The sequence below is a fragment of the Actinosynnema sp. NPDC091369 genome (assembly GCF_044757065.1).
Lineage (GTDB): Bacteria > Actinomycetota > Actinomycetes > Mycobacteriales > Pseudonocardiaceae > Actinosynnema.
The window spans coordinates 18,095-39,602 of record NZ_JBIVUG010000007.1; the positions used below are offsets into that span (position 1 = coordinate 18,095).

General features: G+C 72.3%; 11 protein-coding genes and 1 pseudogene. 4 read left to right on the forward strand and 8 right to left on the reverse strand.

All coding sequences use genetic code 11. The features are described 5' to 3' along the window. Positions 1–317: 317 nt before the first annotated feature. Complete coding sequence (locus ACIQMJ_RS26200; protein ID WP_499763635.1) at positions 318–1,373, forward strand: LacI family DNA-binding transcriptional regulator; 1,056 nt, start codon at positions 318–320, stop codon at positions 1,371–1,373. A gap of 12 nt (positions 1,374–1,385) precedes the next feature. Here ACIQMJ_RS26200 and ACIQMJ_RS26205 read toward each other — a convergent pair whose 3' ends face one another. From ACIQMJ_RS26205 to ACIQMJ_RS26240, 8 genes and pseudogenes are all read right to left on the reverse strand, one after another. Next, positions 1,386–2,531 carry an inositol-3-phosphate synthase gene (locus ACIQMJ_RS26205; protein ID WP_499763636.1) on the reverse strand — a complete coding sequence of 382 codons (1,146 nt, stop codon included), beginning with the start codon at positions 2,529–2,531 and terminating at the stop codon, positions 1,386–1,388. 23 nt (positions 2,532–2,554) lie between these two features. After that, positions 2,555–3,742 (reverse strand): substrate-binding domain-containing protein, encoded by a 1,188-nt coding sequence (locus ACIQMJ_RS26210; protein WP_499763637.1) that lies wholly within the window; start codon positions 3,740–3,742, stop codon positions 2,555–2,557. 29 nt (positions 3,743–3,771) lie between these two features. Next, on the reverse strand, positions 3,772–4,761 hold the full coding sequence (locus tag ACIQMJ_RS26215; protein WP_499763638.1) for an ABC transporter permease: 990 nt from the start codon (positions 4,759–4,761) through the stop codon (positions 3,772–3,774). Beyond that, entirely contained in the window at positions 4,758–5,756 is a 999-nt protein-coding gene (locus ACIQMJ_RS26220; protein WP_499763915.1) for an ABC transporter permease, read from the reverse strand. Before ACIQMJ_RS26220 ends, ACIQMJ_RS26215 begins: the two co-directional genes overlap by 4 nt. A gap of 5 nt (positions 5,757–5,761) precedes the next feature. Next, entirely contained in the window at positions 5,762–7,240 is a 1,479-nt protein-coding gene (locus tag ACIQMJ_RS26225) for a sugar ABC transporter ATP-binding protein (protein ID WP_499763639.1), read from the reverse strand. Between the two features lie 84 nt (positions 7,241–7,324). Next, positions 7,325–8,593, reverse strand: a pseudogene (locus tag ACIQMJ_RS26230) (RICIN domain-containing protein); the annotation flags it as partial. A 112-nt stretch (positions 8,594–8,705) separates the two neighbouring features. Then, positions 8,706–10,403, reverse strand: a complete 1,698-nt coding sequence (locus ACIQMJ_RS26235) for a ThuA domain-containing protein (protein WP_499763640.1) — start codon at positions 10,401–10,403, stop codon at positions 8,706–8,708. Between the two features lie 38 nt (positions 10,404–10,441). Next, positions 10,442–13,237 carry a PQQ-dependent sugar dehydrogenase gene (locus ACIQMJ_RS26240; RefSeq protein ID WP_499763641.1) on the reverse strand — a complete coding sequence of 932 codons (2,796 nt, stop codon included), beginning with the start codon at positions 13,235–13,237 and terminating at the stop codon, positions 10,442–10,444. Between the two features lie 488 nt (positions 13,238–13,725). Here ACIQMJ_RS26240 and ACIQMJ_RS26245 point away from each other — a divergent pair, with 488 nt between their 5' ends. From ACIQMJ_RS26245 to ACIQMJ_RS26255, 3 genes are all read left to right on the forward strand, one after another. Beyond that, complete coding sequence (locus ACIQMJ_RS26245; RefSeq protein WP_499763642.1) at positions 13,726–16,584, forward strand: glycosyl hydrolase family 95 catalytic domain-containing protein; 2,859 nt, start codon at positions 13,726–13,728, stop codon at positions 16,582–16,584. Positions 16,585–16,814: 230 nt separating this feature from the next. After that, positions 16,815–17,588: a FadR/GntR family transcriptional regulator gene (locus ACIQMJ_RS26250; protein WP_499763643.1), complete on the forward strand. Its 774-nt coding sequence runs from the start codon at positions 16,815–16,817 to the stop codon at positions 17,586–17,588. Positions 17,589–17,900: 312 nt separating this feature from the next. Next, on the forward strand, positions 17,901–21,374 hold the full coding sequence (locus ACIQMJ_RS26255; protein ID WP_499763644.1) for a ThuA domain-containing protein: 3,474 nt from the start codon (positions 17,901–17,903) through the stop codon (positions 21,372–21,374). The last annotated feature ends 134 nt before the right edge of the window (positions 21,375–21,508 follow it).

Genomic DNA, 21,508 nt, shown 5'->3' on the forward strand with positions numbered 1-21,508 from the left:
CGCTCCGCTGAGCGTCGTCGCGCTCCCGCGAACGACTTCAGCCAGCATACCGATCACGGGCGTTCAAGGGAACGATGAGTAGTACTTACCGGATCGGATCGCGGATCTCCGGAAATAGCAAGGTTTCCCTTGACGGCACGCGTGTGCTCAGGCTGTCATGGATAGCTAGCACGGCGTGATGAGTCGGACTCATCCGGAGGACAGGCGGCGAGCGTTCCCAGGGGCGGCTCCCGATCCGCACGGCCCCGTCCCTCGTTCGCCCGCACGCGCCGGTCGCCGCGCGGCGGTGGCCGGGCTCGGAGAACGGGAGGTCCGCAGTGGGCGCACGACGGGTCACGTTGGCCGACGTGGCCAAGGTGGTCGGTGTCTCCCAGACGACCGTGTCCCTGGTGCTGTCGGGCCGCGGACGCGACCTGCGGATCTCCGAGGAGATGCAGCGCCGGGTCCGGGAAGCGGCGACCGAGCTCGAGTACCGCCGCAACCGGGTCTCGGCGGGGCAGCGCGGGGCGAGGACGCGGACGATCGCCTTCGTGTCCGATTCGGTCGCCGGCTCGCGGCTCGCGGGCCACATGATCACCGGCGCGCTCGGCGCGGCCCGTCGGCACGGTGTGACGCTGCTGTTCGGCGAGACCGAGGGCGATGCGGGCTTCCGGCGCACGCTGATTGGGACGATGCGCGACTACCAGGTCGACGGCTTCGTCCTGGCCTCCGCGCACACCAGGACGACCACCGTCCCGAGCGAGCTGGCCACCGGACCCGCGGTGCTGCTCAACCTGCTGCCCCGCGAACCGTCACCGCTGATCTCCGTCCTGCCCGACGAGGTGCGGGCCGGCCGTGCCGCCGCGCGCGTGCTGCTCGACGCCGGTCACCGCGAGGGCATCCACCTCATCGGCGTCGGCCCGTCCGGGGACGACCTCCCACCGGACCGCACCACGGCGTTCGACCGGCTCACCGGCATCCGCCAGGAGCTGGGCGAGGCGGGCGTCGAGGTGGAGAGCGGCCGGCCGTGCCGCTGGTGGTTACCGGAGCACGGTTTCGCGGCGACCGCGGACCTGCTGGGCGAGGCCCGGCCCCGCGCGTTGATCTGCCTGGACGACCGGCTCGCGCTCGGCGCCTACCAGGCGCTCCAGGACGCCGGCCTCACCGTGCCCGACGACGTCTCGGTCGTGTCCTTCGACGACCACCCCATCGCCTCCTGGCTGCGCCCCGCCCTCACCACCGTCGCCCTCCCCCACCACGAGCTGGGCGCGAAGGCCGTCGACCTCCTCTTCACCGACGCCGGGCAGCTCGAACCGGACCGCGCCCGGCGCGTCCGCACCCACCGCGTCCCGATGCCCGTCCGGCACCGGAACTCCGTGGCCCCGCCCCGGTGAACCTCCCCGCCCTCACCCCAGCCCCCGCGCCCACTCGTGCAGCGCGCGGGTCTGCTCGGCGAAGCGGTGCTCGTCGGTGCCCAGCGGGTCCTTGAAGAAGAACGCCAGCGCGCCGAGCGCGCCGCTCTCCCCCGCCGCGTGGGCCGCGGCGACCAGCCGGGTCAGGTCGAGCACCAGCGGCGCCGCCAGGGCCGAGTCCAGGCCGGTCCAGGTGAGCTGCAGGCTCATCCGCGCCCCGAGGAAACCCTCGAACGACACGTGGTCCCAGGCGGTCTTGGTCTCGCCGAGGTCCGGCACGTTGTCGATGTGCAGGGGCGCGGTGACCTCGCCGCCGAGCAGGGCCGCGAGACCGTTCGCCTTGGACCTCAGCTTGCTCTCGGCGTGCGCCGGGTCCTCCAGCGTCGCGCCGTCGCCTCCGCCGAGCAGGTTCGTGCCCGCCCACGACCGGACCCGCAGCGCCCGCGCGGTGAACATCGGCGCGAGCACCGTGCGCAGCAGGGTCTCGCCGGTCTTGCCGTCCCGCCCGGCGTAGGGCAGCCGCTTGCGCCGGGCGAGCTCGTCCAACGCGGGCAGCGCGATCCCGGTCGAGGGCGTGAACGCGACGAACGGGCAGCCGGCCGCGAGCGCCGCGCAGGCGGCCAGGGAGCTGGGCGGCAGCACGCGCCGGGTGGGGTCGGCCAGCGCCCGCTCCAGCGCGGCCAGGTCGGCGTGCTCGGGCAGCGCCGGCACGGGCGGTTCGGTGGACGACACGTCGACCACGACGACCCGGGCCAGCCCGCGCCGTTCCCGGAACGCGGTGATGTCGGCCGCCAGCCGCCGGACGACGTCGGCCTGCACGCCGTCGTGGTCCGCGGTCCGGATCTCGCCGTCCACCTCCCGCAGTCCGGCTCGGACGCACTCCAGCAGGTGGTGCGGCAGCACGCCGCCCTCGGCCAGCAGCTCGGCCCGCTTCTCCAGCGGCCCCTGCGCGATGTCGTGCCCGCCCACGACGATGTCCGACCACGCCGGCAGCGTGACACCGGCCAGCTCCGGCCGTTCGGTCACGCACCCGATCGCCTCGACCACCCCCGCGCGCAGGGCCAGCAGCCCGCTCACGGCGGTCGTCGCGACGGAGCCTCGCGCGCCGATCAGCCACAGCCCGGTCGACCCGTCCACCATCGTCCCTCCCTCCGCTCCCACGACTACTTCCACGGACCGGGGTAGCCCGGCATGTCCTCGCAGCCGCACATGGCGTAGTGCAGCGGCGGCATGTCCTGCGCGATGTAGTCGCGGACGTCGTCCTGGGTCACCTTCGGCTGGGGCAGCACCCACTCCCGGGGCACCTCCCGCCCGTTCAGGATCCGCAGCGCGGCGATGACCGGCGTGCGCCACTGGAACGTCGGGTAGGTGGGCGCGACCGCGGTCATCCCCTCGGCGACCCACGTCCGCAGGAAGTCCTGCTGGTCCTCGCCGACGAACGGCGGGATCGGCGCACCCGCGTCCTGGAACGCCTCCACCGCGGCCACGGCGGTCGCGCCGGAGTCCATCCAGACGCCGTCGATCCGGCCCTCCCGCTGGAGGTAGTCGCCGACGATGGTCTTGGTCTTGGCGGCGTCACCGTCGGTGAACTCGACCCCGACGACCTCCAGCCCGCTGCCCGCGAAGACCTCGTTCGCCGCCGCCCACCGCTGCTCCAGCACGTCCACGCCGGGCAGGATGCGCAACGCCAGCACCTTGCCGCCCGCCTTCACCTCGTCCTTCAGGAACTCCGCCCCGTCCGCGCCGAACGCGAACCCGCCGATCGGGTGGATGAACGTGACCGGGCAGTCGGAGTCGACGCCCCGGTCGAACACGATCACCGGCACGCCGGTCGCGCACGCGGCCTCGACGGCCGGGGTCAGCGTCGCGGTGGTGTTCGGCGACACGACCAGCGCATCGCAGTCCTGGGAGGCGAACGACCGGATGTCGCTGATCTGCTTGTCGTCCTTGGCCTCCGCGTCGAGCACGGTGAACCGGGTGATCTCGGGGTGCAGCTCCACCTCCTCCCGCATGGTCGTCAACCCGACCTGCCGCCACGGGTTGTCGACCGAGGCGTTGGAGAAGCACAGGTGGTGGTCGCCTCCCGGCTCGGCGAACCGCGCCGTGTCGACCATCTCCGGGTCGAGCACCTGCTCCCACGGCCCGGCCGGCGCGCCGGCGTCCGCGAACCCGACCGGCTGCGCGGTGCGCAGCGCCAGTTGGCGCTCGTACTCGGCCCGGTCGAAGAACTCCGACCCGGATCGGGCCGAGGTCGTCGTGGCGGCGTCCGGTCCCCCGTCGGGCAGGTCGCTCGAACAGCCGGCGGCGGCCAGTGCGCCCACGAGGACGACGGCGAACCACTTCCTGCGCATGGTGTTGCTCCCAGGTTCTTCGGCGGCGTTCAGGAGGTCACCGGCTCGGGCCGGCGGGGCCGGAGCCGGCGCCGGGAGCCGGCGCCGCGGGCGGCGTAGGCCACCGCGGCGATGATGATCAGGCCCTGCACGGCGGATTCGAGCGCTCCCGCGACGCCGAGCAGGTTCAACAGCGAGAACAGGGCTTCCAGCGACAACGCGCCCGCGGCGGCGGCGACCACCGAGCCGCGACCGCCGCCGAGCACGACGCCGCCGAGCACGACCGCCGTGATGGCCCGGAACTCCAGGCCGGCGCCGACCTGCGCGGACACCCCGGCGAACCCGGCGAGCAGGATCGCCGCGAGCGCGGCGAGCAGTCCCGAGAGCACGAACGCCAGCACCCGCAGCCGGTCGACCCGGCCACCCGCCAGCCGGACGGCCCGCTCGTTGTCCCCCACCGCGAGCAGCGTCCGACCGGTGCCGCCGCGCATGAGCAGCACCGCGGCTGCCGTCACCACCAGCAGGACGACCACCGACCACGGCACCTGTCCCAGCACCGGCACGTCGAACCCGCCCCGACCGAGTGCCCGGAACGACGGCGACAGCGCGCCGCGCGGCGCACCGCCGGTCCACAGGAACACCGCGCCGTCGAGCACCAGCAGCATGCCGAGCGTCACGATGAACGACGGCACCAGCAGCTTCGTCGTGATCAGGCCGTTGACCAGGCCGACGAGGACGCCGAAGCCGAGCACCAGCGCGATCACCCACGCCGTGTTCGCGTCGTCGCCGTCGACCAGCCGGGCGGCGATCACCACCTCGGCGGTGACCAGCGACCCGACCGACAGGTCGAACCCGCCGGACACGACCACGAAGTACTGGCCGATCGCCAGGACCACGAGCGGCGCGGCCCGCTTCAGCAGCGCCAGGTAGCCCGCGGGTTCGGCGTAGGCGGGACCGGCGAGGGCCAGGGCCACCAGCAGGACCGCGAGCACGACGAGCACCGGCGCGGTGCCGTCGGCCAGGCGAGGTCGCCACGTCACGCCGACCTCCGGGACGATCGGCGGCGGGCGTAGAGCGCCACCGCGACGACGAGCACGACACCGCGCACCACGTCCTTGAAGAACGGGTCGACCGCGAGGTCGTCGAACACGGTGTCCAGGGTGGCCAGCAGCAGCACGCCGCCGACCGTGCCGACGACACCGCCCCGGCCACCGGCGAGGGCCGTGCCGCCGAGCACCACGGCCGCGATGGACTCCAGGTCGAACCCGGCGTCGGTGCCCACGTACGGCGCCCCCGAGCCGAGCCTGGCGGCCAGGAACACCCCGGCGAGACCGGCCGCGACCGAGCACAGCACGTGCGCGGTCACGATCGTCCGGCCGGTCCGCACCCCCGACAGCCGCGCGACCTCGACGTCACCGCCCACGGCGTACATGTGGTAGCCGGCGCGGGTGCGCCGCAGGTACCACCACGCGCCCGCCGCGACGAGCAGCACGAGCAGCGCGGCCACCGGGACCGGCCCGATCCGGTCGTACCCGAGGTGCTGGAACGACCGCGGCACGCTGCCCGCCGGCCCGGTGTAGCTGTGCTCCAGGTAGCCGCGCAGCACCAGGGCTACCCCGAGCGTGGCGATGAACGCGTTGGCCTTCAGCACCGTGATCACGAGCCCGTTGACGAGGCCGACCACCGCCGCGAGCGCCAGGGCGAGCAGCACGCCCGGTCCGACCATCGCCCCGCTGCCCGCCATGGTCTCGGCCGCGACCAGGGAGCACAGCCCGACCAGGTAGGCGACCGACAGGTCCAGCGACCCGGTGACGACCACCAGCGTCTGCCCGACCGCGACCAGCCCCAGCGCGGTGGCGCGGGTCAGGATGGTGAGGACGCCACCCTGGTCGAGGAGCACACCGCCGTCCAGCGCCACGAGGACGCTGCCGACGACGAGCAGCACGACCAGCGCGAGGTACACGGTCACGGTCGGCGTGAGCACCACCTTGCGGGACCGCGGCGCGGCCACGCCGCCCAGGGTCCGTTCCGGCACGAGGTTCACGCGGCGTCACCGGTCCCGTGGCCGGTCGCCAGCCGCATCACGGCCTCCTCCGAGGCCCCGGCCGGCAGCTCGCCCGCCACCGAGCCCTGGTGCAGCACGATGATCCGGTCGCTCATGCCGATCAGCTCGGGCAGCTCCGACGAGATCATCAGCACGGCCACCCCCCGCTCCGCGAGATCGCGCAGCAACCGGTGGACGGCCTGCTTCGCGCCGACGTCGACGCCCCGCGTCGGCTCGTCCACGACGAGCACCCGCGGTTCGACCGCGAGCCACTTGGCGAGCACCACCTTCTGCTGGTTGCCGCCCGACAGGTAGCGCACCTCCTGGTGCGGGCCGCGCGCGGTGACGGTGACGGCGTCCAGCAGCGCGGTGAGGTCGTCCGACCGCCGCGCCGCCGCACCCCGCAGCGCCGCCCGCCGCGCGAGCAGCACGTTGTCCCGCACCGACTGCCGCAGCGCCAGCCCTTCGCCCTTGCGGTCCTCGGTGACGTGACCGATGCCGACCCGGACCGCCGTGCGCGGGCCGTCGACGTGGACCGGTGTCCCGTCCACCTCCAGGGAGCCCGTGGTGAACGGCTCCACTCCCCAGATCGCCCGCGCCGTCGCGGACCTCCCGGAACCCTGCAACCCGGCCAGGCCGACGACCTCACCGGCGCGGACCTCGAACGTCAGCCCGCGCACCCGGTCGTTGCCCGCACCGCGCAGCGCCAACCGCACGCCGCGGGGATCGTGGCCGCGTTCCGGGTAGAGGGCGTCGAGCGGACGGCCCACCATCAACCGCACGAGCCGGTCGGAATCGATGTCGGCGGTCGCCGTGGTCGCCACGAGCGCGCCGTCCTTGAGCACCGTGATCCGCCGGCTGAGGTCGAACACCTCGCGCATCCGGTGGGAGACGTAGAGCACGGCCATCCCCCGCTCGCACAGCCGCCGCACCAGCGCGTACAGCAGTTCGACCTCGTGGTCGGCCAGCGCGGCGGTCGGTTCGTCCATCGCGAGCACGCGGGCGTCGGCGGACAGCGCCTTGACGATCTCCACCACCTGCCGCTGCGCGACGGAGAGCCGCGCGACGGCCGTCGTGGGGTCGATGGTCCGCACCCCCAGCCAGTCCAGCAGCCGCCGGGTCTCGGCCTCCATCGCCCGGCCGTCGACCCGGCCCCGGCGCACGGGTTCCCGGCCCAGGAACACGTTCTCGGCGACCGACCGGTGGTCGAGGAGGGCGAACTCCTGGTGGATGATCGCGACGCCCGCCGCGTGGGCGTCCCGCGGGGAGCCGAACGAGACCTCCTCGTCGCCGAGCACGATCCGCCCGGAATCCGGCCGGTGGGCACCGGCCAGCACCTTCAGCAACGTCGACTTGCCCGCCCCGTTCTCCCCGACCAGGGCGTGCACCTCGCCCGGCCGCAGCTCGAGGTCCACCCCGCGCAGCACCGCCACGCCGAGGAAGCTCTTGGTGATGCCCTCCAGCCGCACGTTCACGCCGTCACACCCTCCACTGTGGACACCACGTCACCTGCTCGGGTTCCCGGCCGGGAACCCGAGCAGGCGCGTCGGACGAGGTCAGAACTGGGAGAGGAACCTCCACGCCTCGCCCTTGGTCCACGTCCGGATGCCGCTCTCGGCGTAGGTGCCGTCGACCGGGCCCGGCATGTGCCCGTTGTCGAACGCGGCCCACTGCACCGGGTAGCCCGCCCGGCACGAGTACGTGGTGGTCACGTGGGTCATGCTGCCCTGGGCGGGCTCACGCGGGGTCTGCGGCGTGCAGCCGTTGTTCGCCACGAACCGGTCGCGCAACTGGCGGCCCATCGAGATGTTGAGCACGTTGTCGGTGATGCCGTGCATGCCGAAGTACGCGATCGGCTGGCTGCCGCCGCTGCACCCGCTCAGCTGCGTCCCGGCGTAGACGACCACCGCCCGGAACACGGTGGCCCGGGCGCACGCGAGCGCGTAGCTCATGCCGCCGCCGTAGCTGAAGCCCATCGCGAACCGCAGCTTCGGGTCGACGCACAGGTCGCCCTCGATCCGGCGGATCATGTCGTCGGTGAACGTGACGTCCTCGCCGCCGGAGTTGGCCCAGCCGTTGCCCAGGCCCTGCGGCGCCACCAGGATCGCGCTGTTGTTGGACTGCTCCTGCATCCCGTAGTACGACCACGCCGTCCCGCTGGTCCCACCGGAGGACACGTCGTTCATCGTGCCGCCGCGCCAGTGGTACGCGAAGATCAGCCGGTACGGCCGGGTGTTGTCGTAGCCGTCCGGCACCCGCAGGATGAAGCTGCGGGTCTTCCCACCGCTCTGGATCGTGTACGTGCCGCTGCGCATCGTCGGCGCCTTGCCGCACCCGGAGCCGGTGTCACCGCCGCCCGACACCTTGGTCAACTGCCACTGCTGGTTGTTCCCGCCGGTGTCGGAGTACTGGACGACGGCGGCGTTGTCCGCCGTGGAGCCGCCCTGCACCTCCACCGCCTTGTTGCTGTGGCGGGCGATCAGCCGCACGTGGCCGCCGTCGGAGTCGGCCAGCCGGAACTGCTGGTTGGTGCCACCGTGGTCGGTCCACTGCTGGAGCGCGACACCGTCGGCGGTCGACGAGCCCGGCACGTCGAGGACCTTGCCGGAGTGGCGTGACTTGACGCGGTAGTAACCGCCGCCGGAGTCCACGAACTGCCACTGCTGGTTCGTCCCGTCGTGACGGGTCCACTGCGTGATCCGCGCGCCGTCGTTGGTCGCCGAGCCGGCCAGGTCGAGCGCCTTGCCGCTGGTGCGGTTCACCAGGACGTACCAGGCGGTCGTGTCCACCGTGGCCGCCGACGCCGGCAGGGCGTTCACCGCGGTCATCGTGCCGGCCGCGAGGAGCACCGCCGCCACGGTGGCCGTCACCGGTCGTCGGCGTCGGGCCTGGGGGGAGGCGAGGGCCTCACCGCTGGTCTTCATCGAGCACTCCTTCGGTTCAAGGCAGGGTCCACCGCTGGTTGGTGCCGCCGTGGCAGCTCCAGATGATCAACTGCGTGCCGTCGGCCGAGCTGCCCCCGTTGGCGTCCAGGCACTTGCCCGACTGCGGGTTCACCAACGACCCGTTCGCGCCCGCGGTCCAGTTCTGCCCACCACCGCCGTTGCACGTCCACAGCCGCACGACCGCGCCGTTGCCGGTGCCGGCCGCGTCGAGGCACTTGTCCAGCGCCCGCAGCGTCGACCCGCTCACCGTCCAGCGCTGGTTCGCACCGCCGTTGCAGCTCCACAGCTGGACGCGGGCGCCGTCGGCCGAGCTGCCCCCGCTGACGTCCACGCACTTGCCCGAGGCGGCGACGATCGGCCCGGTGCGCGGGGTCGTGCCGCCCAGTTCCTTGATGCGGATGTTGCGGAACGACACGTCGTCGCCGGCGCCGTGGTTCTGGATGCCGATGTGCCCGGACACCAGCGACCGGGCCGGGTCGGTGTTGGTGAAGTCGTTCACCCGCACGCCGTTGAGGAACACCTGGAGGCGTTCGCCCTCGACCAGCAGCTCGAAGGTGTTCCACTCGCCGGGCGGGTTCAGCGCCGCGTCACGGGCGGCCTGGTCGGCCCCCTTGAACCCGTAGACCGCGCCGGTGGTCCGGTCCGCCGTGTCGGTCGCGTCGATCTGCACCTCGTAGCCGTTGCTCATCGCGGAGTTCGGGTCGGAGCTGGGCGGGAAGCCCACGAAGACCCCGGAGTTGTCGTCGCCGGGCATCCGCCAGTCGAGCTTGAGCGAGTACGAGCGGAACTCGCGGGCGCTGTGCCAGAGCAGGCCCTGGCCGTCGAACGAGGTCAGCGTGCCGTCGGCGTTGGTGAAGCCGCCCGGTCCGGCCTGCGACCAGCCGGTGGTGGAGCCGTTGTAGAGCGGGGTGTAGCCGTTCTCGGGCCGGCAGTCGGCCTTGGCGCGACCGGCCGCGTACCTGATGCCGCCGAGCACCATCGCGCGGAACCCGGCCTCGGCGTAGCTCGCCTGCGTGTGGCCGCTGCCGGTGTAGAAGGAACGCCCGCCCTGCACGGTCTTGCACCAGGTGTGCGGGTGGTCCGCGCCCATCGAGCCGCCGCTGTAGGTCGACTCGTCCAGCGCGGCCAGGACCCGGGCCGAGGACCGGACGCTGCCGCGGAAGTTGTACCACTCGTCGGTCCGGGTCCACGCCGGGCCCAGGTGCGCGGTGGCCGCGTGCGCCCGGTCCTCCACCCGGACCGTCGCCTGCTGGATGGCCGGGTGCGAGGTGAAGTAGGTGCCGACCAGCTCGCCGTAGAACGGCCAGTCGTACTCGGTGTCCGACGCCGAGTGGATGCCGACGTACCCGCCACCACCCCGGACGTAGGACTCGAACGCGGTCTGCTGCGTCGCGTTGAGCACGTCCCCGGTGGTGTTGAGGAACACCACGGCCTCGTAGCGGGCCAGGTTGGCGGTGGTGAAGTGGGTCGAGTCCTCGGTGGCGGTGACCGTGAAGCTGTTGGCCGCGCCCAGGTCCCGGATCAGCTGGGTGCCGGCCGGGATCGAGTCGTGGCGGAAGCCCGCGGTCTTGGAGAACACCAGCACGTCGTACGGCGCGTCGGCCGCGGCGGCCGGCGGGCTGGACGTGAGCGCGGCGACGGTCAGGGCGGCGACGGCCGCACCGAGCACGCGTCGTGTCGACGAGCGCTTCATCTTCGACCCTCCTAACGCGGTGGGCGGGGCAGGGGTCATCACGGCAGGGTCCAGCGCTGGTTGGTGCCGCCGTGGCAGCTCCAGACGATCAGCTGCGTGCCGTCGGCCGTGCTGCCGCCGTTGGCGTCCAGGCACTTGCCGGACTGCGGGTTCACCAGCGACCCGTTCGCACCCGCCGTCCAGTTCTGGCCGGCGCCGCCGTTGCACGTCCACAGCCGGACCTGGGCGCCGTCGGCGGTGCCGGACACGTCCAGGCACTTGTCCAGCGCCCGCAGCGTCGACCCGCTCACCGTCCAGCGCTGGTTCGCGCCGCTGTTGCACGTCCACAGCTGCACCTTCGCGCCGTCGGCCGAGCTGCCGCCGTTGACGTCCACGCACTTGCCCGAGGCTCCGACGATCGGCCCGGACCGGGTGCCCGAGGACGAACCGAACGTGTAGGCGTCCACGTCGAAGAGCGTGCCGGTGCCGCCGGCGAACGTCAGGTACAGCGTCACGGTGCCGGTCGGCACGTTCGACAGGGTCGTGGACACGTCGGTGAACGTCTCCCAGCCGCCGGTCACCGGCACGGTGACCGTGCCGAGCACCGGTCCGGTGGGCGAGCCGGTGCGCACGGACAGCGTGCCGCCCGAGCCGGCCGACGACACCCTGGCCGTGAACCGGGTGGTCCCGCCGAGCGCGTACGGCTGGAACGCGATCCAGTCGCCGTTCTGGATGTCGCCGACGGTCCGCCCGCCCTCGGCGGCGGCCTTGTCGTAGAGGCCGGTGCCGGACTGGGTCGAGTAGTGCTCGGCTTGGCGGTGCCGCAGTTGCAGCACGTGCTGCGTGTGCGTGGTCACCGGCGGCTGGCCGTTCGCGCCCGAGTCGGTGTACTCGGCGTCGAGCACCGCGAACAGGTTCGCCGCCGTGTCGTGCTCGCCGTCCACCGGGATCTGCAAGGTGCCGGAGCAGCCGGTCTGCGTGGTGATCGGGTGGCCGTGGCTGTCGTGGCCGAGCACGTAGCTCAGCTTCACCCGCGTGCAGTCGATCGTGCCGTCCTCCGCGTCCGACGCCGTGATCCTGTACGGCACCGCGTCGCCGAAGCTGAACAGGGCGCCGTTGGCCGGCGAGTCGATCCGGACCACGGGTGCGGTGTTGCCGACCGAGACCGCCACGGTGGCGGCACCCGAGCGACCGCCGCTGTCGGTCACCGTGAGGGTGACCTGGTACTGGCCGTTGGCGGTGAAGGTGTGGCTGGGGTTGGCGGCCGTGGACGTGGTGCCGTCGCCGAAGTTCCACGAGTAGGCCAGCGCGCTGCCCTCGGGGTCCGTGGAGCCCGCCGACGAGAAGTTCACCGTCAGCGGCGCGGCGCCGGAGGTGCGGTCGGCGGCGGCGCGCGCGGTCGGCGCCTTGTTGCCCGCCGGGTTGTACTCGATGCGGTACAGCGCCGAGCTGGCGTCGCCGCTGCCCCACCCGGTGCCGTAGTCCAGCACGTACAGCGCGCCGTCCGGGCCGAAGGTGGCGTCCATGACCTGCGTGCCGCGCCACGGGAAGTCGCTGACCTGACCGGCCGACCCGTCGGCGTTGACGTCGATGGTCTTGATCCAGCGCCGGCCGAACTCGGTGGCGAACACGTGCCCGTCCAGCGCGGCCGGGAACTTGATCGAGGACGGGTTGGCCGCGTCGTACCGGTAGACCGGGGCCGCCATGGGCGACTCCGAACCGCAGCCGAACGCGGCGAACGAGCAGTTGTCGTACTTGATCCACGCCGGCTTCGCGGCGGGCAGCGTGCCCAGGCCGGTGTTGCGCGGCGAGTTGTTGACCGGGGCCGCGCAGGTGAACCGGCTCCCGGACGGGCCGGACGGGAACGTGTAGTCGACGTAGGCTTCGGCCGTGGTGTTCGAGCCGACGCAGTACGGCCACCCGAAGTTGCCCGCCGCGGTGATCCGGTTGAACTCCACCAGGCCGGCGGGGCCGCGCGTGCTGCTGCTCGTGCCCGCGTCGGGACCGTACTCGCCGAGGTAGATGGCGCCGGTGGCCTTGTCCACGTTGAAGCGGAACGGGTTGCGCAGGCCCATGGCGTAGATCTCCGGCCGGGTGTTCGCCGTGCCGGGGGCGAACAGGTTGCCGGGCGGGATCGAGTACGAGCCGTCCGCGTTCACCTTGATCCGCAGCACCTTGCCGCGCAGGTCGTTCGTGTTGCCGGCGCTGCGCTGGGCGTCGTAGGTGGGGTTGCGGTTGGTCCGCTCGTCGATCGGGGTGTAGCCGCCGGAGTCGAACGGGTTGGAGTCGTCGCCGGTGGACAGGTACAGGTTCCCGGCCGCGTCGAAGTCGATGTCGCCGCCGACGTGGCAGCACATGCCCCGGTCGGTCGCCACCTCCAGCACGGTGACCTGGCTGGCCAGGTTGAGCGTGAAGTCGGCGTTCAGGGTGAACCGGGCGAGCCGGTTGACCCCCTTCCAGGCCGAGAAGTCCGTCCCGGTGGCGGGCGCGTCGCCACCGGGGGTGTTCAGCGGCGGCGCGTAGAACAGGTAGATGAACCGGTTGGTGGCGAAGCCGGGGTCCACCCCGATGCCCTGGAGGCCCTCTTCGTCGTGCGTGTAGACCGGCACGGTCCCGATCACGCCGGTGACGCCCTCCGCGGTGGTGCGGCGCAGCGTCCCGTTGCGGGAGGTGTGCAGCACGGAGCGGTCGGGCAGCACGGCCAGCGTCATCGGCTCGCCCACCTCGCCGACCCCTCTGGCCAGCTCGACCTGCTGGAAGTCGGCGGGGTTGACCGCGTGCGCGGCGGCCGGCGACGAGGAGCCGATCACCGTCGCCACCACACCGGCGGCCACGAGGAGGGCGGCGGTCGACATCGCTCTGATCCGGTGCCCCAGGGCAGACCCGCGCCCTCGCGCCGCACTGTCCTCAACGGACGCAGCCCAGCGTGTTCTTCGCATCGAAGGTCCCCTCGTCTTCGTTGACGGGTGTCGGCCGGGCCGCCGCACTGGGCGATTCCACCGGAGCCTTCCCGCACCGTAGCCACCGACGACTCGGAGCGTCAACGCTCCGCTTTGCTAAAATTGTTAGCGCTAACTCCCTTGACGCACCTGCCCGGTGTGGCATTTCTCGTGCTAAAACCGCTGTCCGTCGAATGACGTTCGACAAGATGGTTCGCCATGCGCAGGTGTTGTTATCGCTAACAGCAATCGGGCTACCGCCGTTGACGCCGCGGTTCGCCGATGGCTACGTTGCCCCGAGGGCCCGGTCGAGCGGGCGGACGTCGTGACCCGATCCGTGGCCGACCGGCCACTGAGGACAGTCCCGCCCCGGCTCCACCACCGTCCGCTTTGGAGGGTTCAGCATGACGGAACTGCCACGTAGGCGACTGATGCAGCTCGGCGCGGCGAGCGCCGGGGCCCTGCTGGCGCAGGGTGGTTGGACGGCGGTGGCCCGAGCCGGGTCGACCGCGCCGCCGGAGGTGCGCGCGGTGGACGACCTGGCGCTGTGGTACGACCAGCAGGCGGGCTCGGAGTGGCTCCGCGCGCTGCCGGTCGGCAACGGGCGCCTCGGCGCGATGGTCCACGGCAACGTCGACACCGAGCGGTTGCAGCTCAACGAGGACACGGTCTGGGCGGGCGGACCGCACGACTACACCAACACGCAGGGCGCGAGCGCCCTGGCCGAGATCAGGCGGCTGGTGTTCGCGAACCGGTGGACGGAGGCGCAGGCGCTCGTCGACCGGGCGATGCTCGGCAGCCCGGCCGCCCAGCTCGCCTACCAGACCGTCGGCGAGCTCAGGCTCGCGTTCCCGGCGGTGAGCGGGGTGTCCGGCTACCAGCGGTGGCTCGACCTGACCACCGCCACGACGGCCGTGACCTACGTGGCGAACAACGTCCGGTACCGGCGCGAGGTGATCGCCAGCGCGCCCGACCAGGTGATCGCCGTGCGCCTGACGGCCGAGACCCCGGGCTCCGTCTCGTTCACCGCGTCGTTCAGCACGCCGCAGCGGGCCACGGCGTCGAGCCCGGACGGCACGACCATCGGGCTGGACGGCCGGTCCGGCGACCACCGGGGCATCGCGGGTGCCGTCCGGTTCCTGGTGCTGGCCAAGGCCATCGCCGAGGGCGGCACGACCAGCAGCTCCGGGGGCGTGCTGCGGGTGTCCAACGCCACCAGCGTGACGCTGCTGATCTCGATCGGCACCAGCTACGTGGACTACCGCAACGTGAGCGGCGACTACCAGGGCATCGCCCGCGGGCGGCTCAACGGCGCGCAGGGCGCGACCTACGACGTGCTGCGCAGCCGGCACGTGGCCGACTACCGGACCCTGTTCGGCCGGACCACCCTCGACCTGGGCCGCACCGCGGCGGCGGACCAGCCGACCGACGTCCGGATCGCCCGGCACGGCAGCACCGCCGACCCGCAGTTCTCGGCCCTGCTGTTCCAGTACGGCCGGTACCTGCTGATCTCGTCGTCCCGGCCGGGCACCCAGCCCGCCAACCTCCAGGGCATCTGGAACGACCAGCTGACCCCGTCGTGGGACTCGAAGTACACCCTCAACGCCAACCTGCCGATGAACTACTGGCCGACCGACTCGACGAACCTGTCCGAGTGCTACGAGCCGGTGTTCCGGATGATCACCGACCTCACCGCCACCGGCGCCCGCACCGCGAGGGCCCAGTACGGCGCCGGCGGCTGGGTCACCCACCACAACACCGACGGGTGGCGGGGCTCCTCGGTGGTGGACGGCGCGCTGTGGGGCATGTGGCAGACCGGCGGCGCGTGGCTCGCCACCATGATCTGGGACCACTACCTGTTCACCGGCGACGTGGAGTTCCTGCGCTCCTACTACCCCGCGATGAAGGGCTCGGCCCAGTTCTTCCTCGACACGCTGGTGGCGGAGCCGACGCTGAAGTGGCTGGTCACCAACCCGTCGAACTCCCCGGAGCTGCCCCACCACGCGAACGCCAGCATCTGCGCGGGCCCCACCATGGACATGCAGATCCTGCGCGACCTGTTCGAGGGCTGCGCCCGCGCCTCGGAGGTGCTCGGCGTCGACGACGACTTCCGCTCCAGGGTCCGCGCGACGGCGCAGCAGCTCGCCCCGACGCGGGTCGGCTCGCGCGGCAACATCATGGAGTGGCTCTACGACTGGGTCGAGACCGAGCCGAACCACCGGCACGTCTCGCACCTGTACGGCCTGCACCCCGGCAACGAGATCACGAAGCGCGGCACGCCGCAGCTGTTCGAGGCGGCCCGGCGGACCCTGCAACTGCGCGGTGACGCGGGCACCGGGTGGTCACTGGCCTGGAAGATCAACTACTGGGCGCGGTTGGAGGAGGGAGGCCGGGCGCACGACCTCATCCGCTCTCTGGTGACGCCGGACCGGCTCGCGCCCAACATGTTCGACCTGCACCCGCCGTTCCAGATCGACGGCAACTTCGGCGCGACCTCCGGCATCGCCGAGATGCTGCTGCACAGCCACGACGGCGAGCTGCACCTGCTGCCCGCGCTGCCCGCCGCGTGGCCGACCGGGAGGGTCGACGGCCTGCGCGGCCGGGGCGGGTACACGGTGGGCGCCGCGTGGAGCGGCGGCTGGGCCACCGAGCTCACCGTCACCCCCGACCGCGACGGTCCGGTCCGGGTCCGCAGCCGGGTGTTCACCGGCACCTACGAGCTGCGTGACCTGACCAGCGGGGCACCGGTGCAGCCGGAGCAGGTGGAACCGGACCTGATCAGGTTCACCGGGCAGGCGCGCCACACCTACCGCGTGACCTCCCAGGGCCGGCCACCGCTGGTCCAGCCCGGTGTCGACTACCACCTCGTGGCGCAGCACAGCGGCAAGCGGGCCGACGTCAACGCCGCCTCGACCGCGGTCGGCGCGACCCTGGTCCAGTGGCCGGCCACGGCGGGCCTCAACCAGCGGTTCGACTTCCTGCCCACCGGCGACCACTACCGCGTCCGCGCCCGGCACAGCGGCCTGGTGCTCCAGGTCGCGGGCACCGGCACCGGCGCCGACATCACCCAGCAGCGCGATGTCGGCACCCCGAACCAGCTGTGGCGGCTGGTCGACCACGGCGGCGGCGTGGTGAGCCTGGTCAACCAGCAGAGCGGCCTGGCGATGGACGTGTGGTCGGCCTCGACGGCCGACGGCGCCCGCATCTCCCAGTGGACCGTCACCGGCAGCGCGAACCAGCGCTTCCTGCTCCAGCGCGCCTGACCGCGACGGTCGCGGCCCGGCACCGGGAGGAGTCACCTCGCCGTCCAACTCAGCCCACGAGGAGGCTGAATAAGTCAGACTCATTTTCCGCCTTCACCACCATCACGCCCCTGACGTGCAGTTCAGCCACCACGCCGCGCGCTCGACACCGGTCGCGGCGGCGGATGTAGGCTGGGCGGGCAGCGGAGAGCCGTCACACTCTTCAGGCGACCCGTCACTAAGGAGCGGCGTTGACGGATGGCGCACTCGTGCCGGACAGCCCGGACGGGCAGTCGGGCACCACACCCGCGCCCGGTCCGTACCGACCGGGCTACGAGCTCGTCGCGGAGCAGATCCTGCAGCTGATCGCCGAGCTGGAGCTGCGCCCCGGTGACCGGATGCCGACCGAGAACGAGCTGGCCGCGCGGATGGGCACCAGCCGCACGGTCGTGCGGGAAGCCGTCAAGATCCTCTCCGCGATCGGACGGGTGCGGGCGCACAAGGGGCGCGGGCTCTACGTGGCCGACGACGAGGGCATGCTCGGCTCCTCCCGGTGGGGAGGCTTCTTCCTGCCGACCAACCTCGACCACGTCTACATGCTCTTCGAGTTCCGCCGGGTCCAGGAGACCGCGGCCAGCCGCCTGGCCGCGACCCACGCCACCCCTGCCGAGCTGCGCGCCATCGGCGCCGCCGCGGAGACCTGCCGACAGGGCCACCTGACCGGCCAGTCCGCGCTGTTCGCCCGCGGCGACGAGGACTTCCACCTCGCCGTCGCCGAGGCGTCCCACAACCAGTTCCTCGTCGCCTCCGTGCGCGAAGCCCGCCGCCTGCAGCACCAGTCCAGCACCATCGCCCTGCACGGCACCATCGGCGGGCACGCGGCCGAGGCGGTCGAGGAGCACCTGGCGATCTACCACGCGATCCGCGACGGTGACCCCGAAGCCGCCGCTGCCGCCGCGGGCGTCCACATCGACAACACGCTGCACGACTACCGGCGCGAGATCCAGCGCCGCCTCTTCGGCTGACCCGCCGACACCCGCGCCGACCCGGCACCGCCACTCCCCCGTCCACGACGGCGCGGAGCGCTCCGGCGACGGCGTGATCTGGACTCGTCCAGCGGATGTGTGCTACAAATCGCAGCGGATCAACCAGCACGTGTATGACATCTCAGCAGGCGAGAGCCGGTGCGCGGCACCGCGCCGGCCCGCCCCGTGCGACCCGGTCGCCCGCAGCACGCGCACACCGGCCCGGTGACACCTCCGGGCGTCTTCGCACTTCCCGCACGCACGCCGCCGCGTAATCCAGCCAGTCGCCTTCAAGCCCCAGAGGAGTGGCAAATGCGACACAGATTCGCGCGCCTGCTGTCGATCTTAGGTAGCGCGTTGGTGGTGATGGGGCTGGCCGCCGCGCCCGCGCCCGCGCACCCCGAGGGGTTCCACGTCCTGCTGTTCAGCAAGACCGCCTCCGGGGCCTACCGGCACGACTCGATCCCGGCCGGCATCACGATGTTCGAGCAGTTGGCCGCCCAGAACGACTGGGAGCTGACCAAGAGCGAGGACTCGTCGGTCTTCAACGACGCCGCGCTCGCCACGTTCGACGTGGTCGTCATGCTCCAGACCTCCGGCATGGTGTGGGACAACGACGCCCAGCGCGCCGCGGCGCAGAAGTACATGCGCGGCGGTGGCGGTTTCGTCGCGATCCACAACGCCACCGACATGAACGTCGAGCAGCAGTTCCCGTGGTGGGACCAGATGCTCGGCGCGACCATGACGGCCCACTCGGCCACCGTGACCGGCACCGCCAAGGTCGCCGACCGCAAGCACCCGTCCGGCGCGGCGCTGCCGGACCGGTGGACGCGCACCGAGGAGTGGTACAACTTCACCCGCTCGGTCCGGGGCAACGCGCACGTGCTGGTGACCGCGGACGAGACCACGTACGACCCCGGCACGAGCCGGATGGGCTACGACCACCCGATCTCGTGGTGCCGCAACTTCGAGGGCGGTCGGCTGTGGGCCACCGCCATGGGCCACCAGGCGTCCAGCTACTCCGAGCCGCTGTTCCGCGAGCACGTCAAGGGCGGCGTCGAGTCGGCGGGCGGCAAGGTGCAGGCCGACTGCGGGCCCACGGTGTGGAGCAGCTTCGAGAAGGTGGCGCTGGACGACAACACCGTGGGGCCGGCGGAGCTGGACGTCGCCAAGGACGGCCGCGTGTTCTACGCCGAGTACGGCGGCAAGGTGAAGGTCTACAAGCCGGACACCCGCACCACCGTCACGGCGGCCACCCTCAGCGTCTACACCGGCGGCGAGGACGGCCTCACGGGGCTCGCCCTGGACCCGAACTTCGCCACCACCAAGTGGATCTACCTCATGTACTCCCCGGCGGGCGGCGGCGAGGACATCGCCCGGGTCTCCCGGTTCACCGTCAACGGTGACGCGCTGGACCTGTCCAGCGAACGGGTGGTGATGAAGGTGCCGTCGTCGCGGCAGGCGCCCGAACCCGGTCACACGGGCGGGTACATCGCGTTCGGCCCGAACGGCAACCTCTACATCGGCACCGGTGACGACGTGCAGCCGCACCGCTCCGACGGCTACGCGCCGATCGACGAGCGGCCGGGTTGGGCGAACAACGACGTCCAGGCCACCGCGGCCAACACCAACGACCTGCGCGGCAAGATCCTGCGCATCCACCCGGAGACCAACGGCACCTACACGATCCCGGCGGGCAACATGTTCGCGCCGGGCACGGCGCGGACCAGGCCCGAGATCTACGCGATGGGCTTCCGCAACCCGTTCCGGTTCTCCGTGCACCCGACCACGGGCGTCGTCTACGCGGCCGACTACGGCCCGGACGCGGCCAACGACAACGCCAACCGCGGGCCGGGCGGGATCGTGGAGTGGAACGTCATCACGTCGCCCGGCTTCTACGGCTGGCCGTACTGCATCGGCGACAACATCCCGTTCAACGACTACAACTTCGCCACCGGCCAGTCGGGCGCGAAGTTCAACTGCGACCGGCCGGTGAACAACTCGCCGAACAACACCGGGCTGACCGAGCTGCCCGCCGCCCGCAAGGCCGAGGTCTGGTACGGCAACGGCGCGAACGGCAACAAGTTCCCGGAGATGGGCAGCCCGTCGGGCGGCGAGGCACCCGGCGCGTTCCCGGTCTACCAGTACGACGCGAACAACCCGTCGCCCACCAAGTTCCCGGCCTACTTCGACCAGACGCCGTTCTTCGGCGAGTGGTCGCGCAACCGGATGTGGGAGTTCCGGGTCGGCCAGGACGGGAAGCTGCTGAAGATCAACGACTTCCTGTCCAACCTGAGCTTCAAGTCGCCGCTGGACATGAAGTTCGGCCCGGACGGCTCGATGTACCTGCTGGAGTGGGGCTCCGGGTACGGTCGGGACAACCCCGACTCCGGGCTCTACCGCATCGACTACCGCAGCGGTGACCGCAGTCCGATCGCGGCCGCGACGGGCACGCCCACCTCGGGCTCCTCGCCGCTGGCGGTCCGGTTCTCCAGCGCCGGTTCCGGTGACCCCGAAGGGGGTCCGGTGACCTACCGGTGGGAGTTCGGCGACGGCGGCACGTCCACCGAGGCCAACCCCACGCACACCTACACGGCGCGGGGCCAGTTCAACGCCAAGCTCACCGTCACCGACGCGGGCGGCAAGTCCGGCGTGGCCAGCGTGATCGTCACCTCGGGCAACACCGCGCCGACGGTCAACCTCAGCATCCCGGACGGCGGCATGTTCGGCTGGGGCGACTCGATCCCGTACACGGTCACCGTCACCGACCCCGAGGACGGCGCGGTCGACTGCTCCAGGGTGACCACCACCCCGGCGCTGGGCCACGACCAGCACGGGCACGACCTGGCGCCGATCCCCGGCTGCTCGGGCACGTTGAAGGCCGAGACCGACAGCGCGCACGCCAACCTGAACTCGTTCTGGGTGGCGGCCAGCAGGTACACCGACAACGGCTCGACCGGCGTGCCCGCGCTGGAAGGCAGCCGCAAGGTCCTGTTGCAGCCCAAGCGCAAGCAGGCCGAGTACTTCACCGGCTCGTCGGGCGTGCGGGTCGTGTCGCAGTCCGGGGCGGAGTCCGGCGGTCGGGTCGGCGACATCGGCAACAACGACTGGATCTCGTTCACGCCGTACAACTTCACCGGCATCAACCAGGTGTCGGTCCGGCTGTCGTCGCCCAGCGGTGGCGGGTCGGTCGAGTTCCGCGCCGGTTCGCCGACGGGGGCGCTGATCGCCACCGTCCCGGTCCCGAGCACGGGCGGGTGGGACACCTACGCGAGCACGCCCGCGGTGAACGTCACCAACCCCGGTGGCACCACGGAGCTGTTCGTGGTGTTCAAGACCGGCTCGGCGAACTCCTTCGACATCGACTCGATGACGTTCACCGGCGCCGGGGTCGGCACACCGGGCACCGGCGGCGGCACCGGCCGCATCGTCGGCGTCGGCGGCAAGTGCGTCGACGTCAACGGCAGCAGCACCGCCGACGGCGCCAAGGTCCAGCTGTGGACCTGCAACGACGGTGCCAACCAGACGTGGACGCGCTCCGGGCAGACGCTGCGGGCCCTGGGCAAGTGCCTCACCGTCAACGGCGGCAGCACCGCCGACGGCGCGCTGGTGCAGCTGTGGAGCTGCACCGGTTCGGCCGCGCAGAACTGGTCGCCGCAGTCGGACGGCTCGCTGCGCAACAACGGCAAGTGCCTCGACGCGACCGGCGGCAGCTCGGCCGACGGCACCCAGCTGATCATCTGGTCCTGCAACGGCGGCGCGAACCAGCGGTGGACGCTGCCCTGACCGAGTGGTGCGCGGGCCCCCCCCCGGGCGGGGGGCCCGCCCCCCCCCCCCCGGGCCCCGGGGGGGGGGCGGGGGCCGGGGGCCCCAGGGCGGGGGCGCGCGGCCCGGGCAGCCCGGCGGGGCGCGCCCCCGCC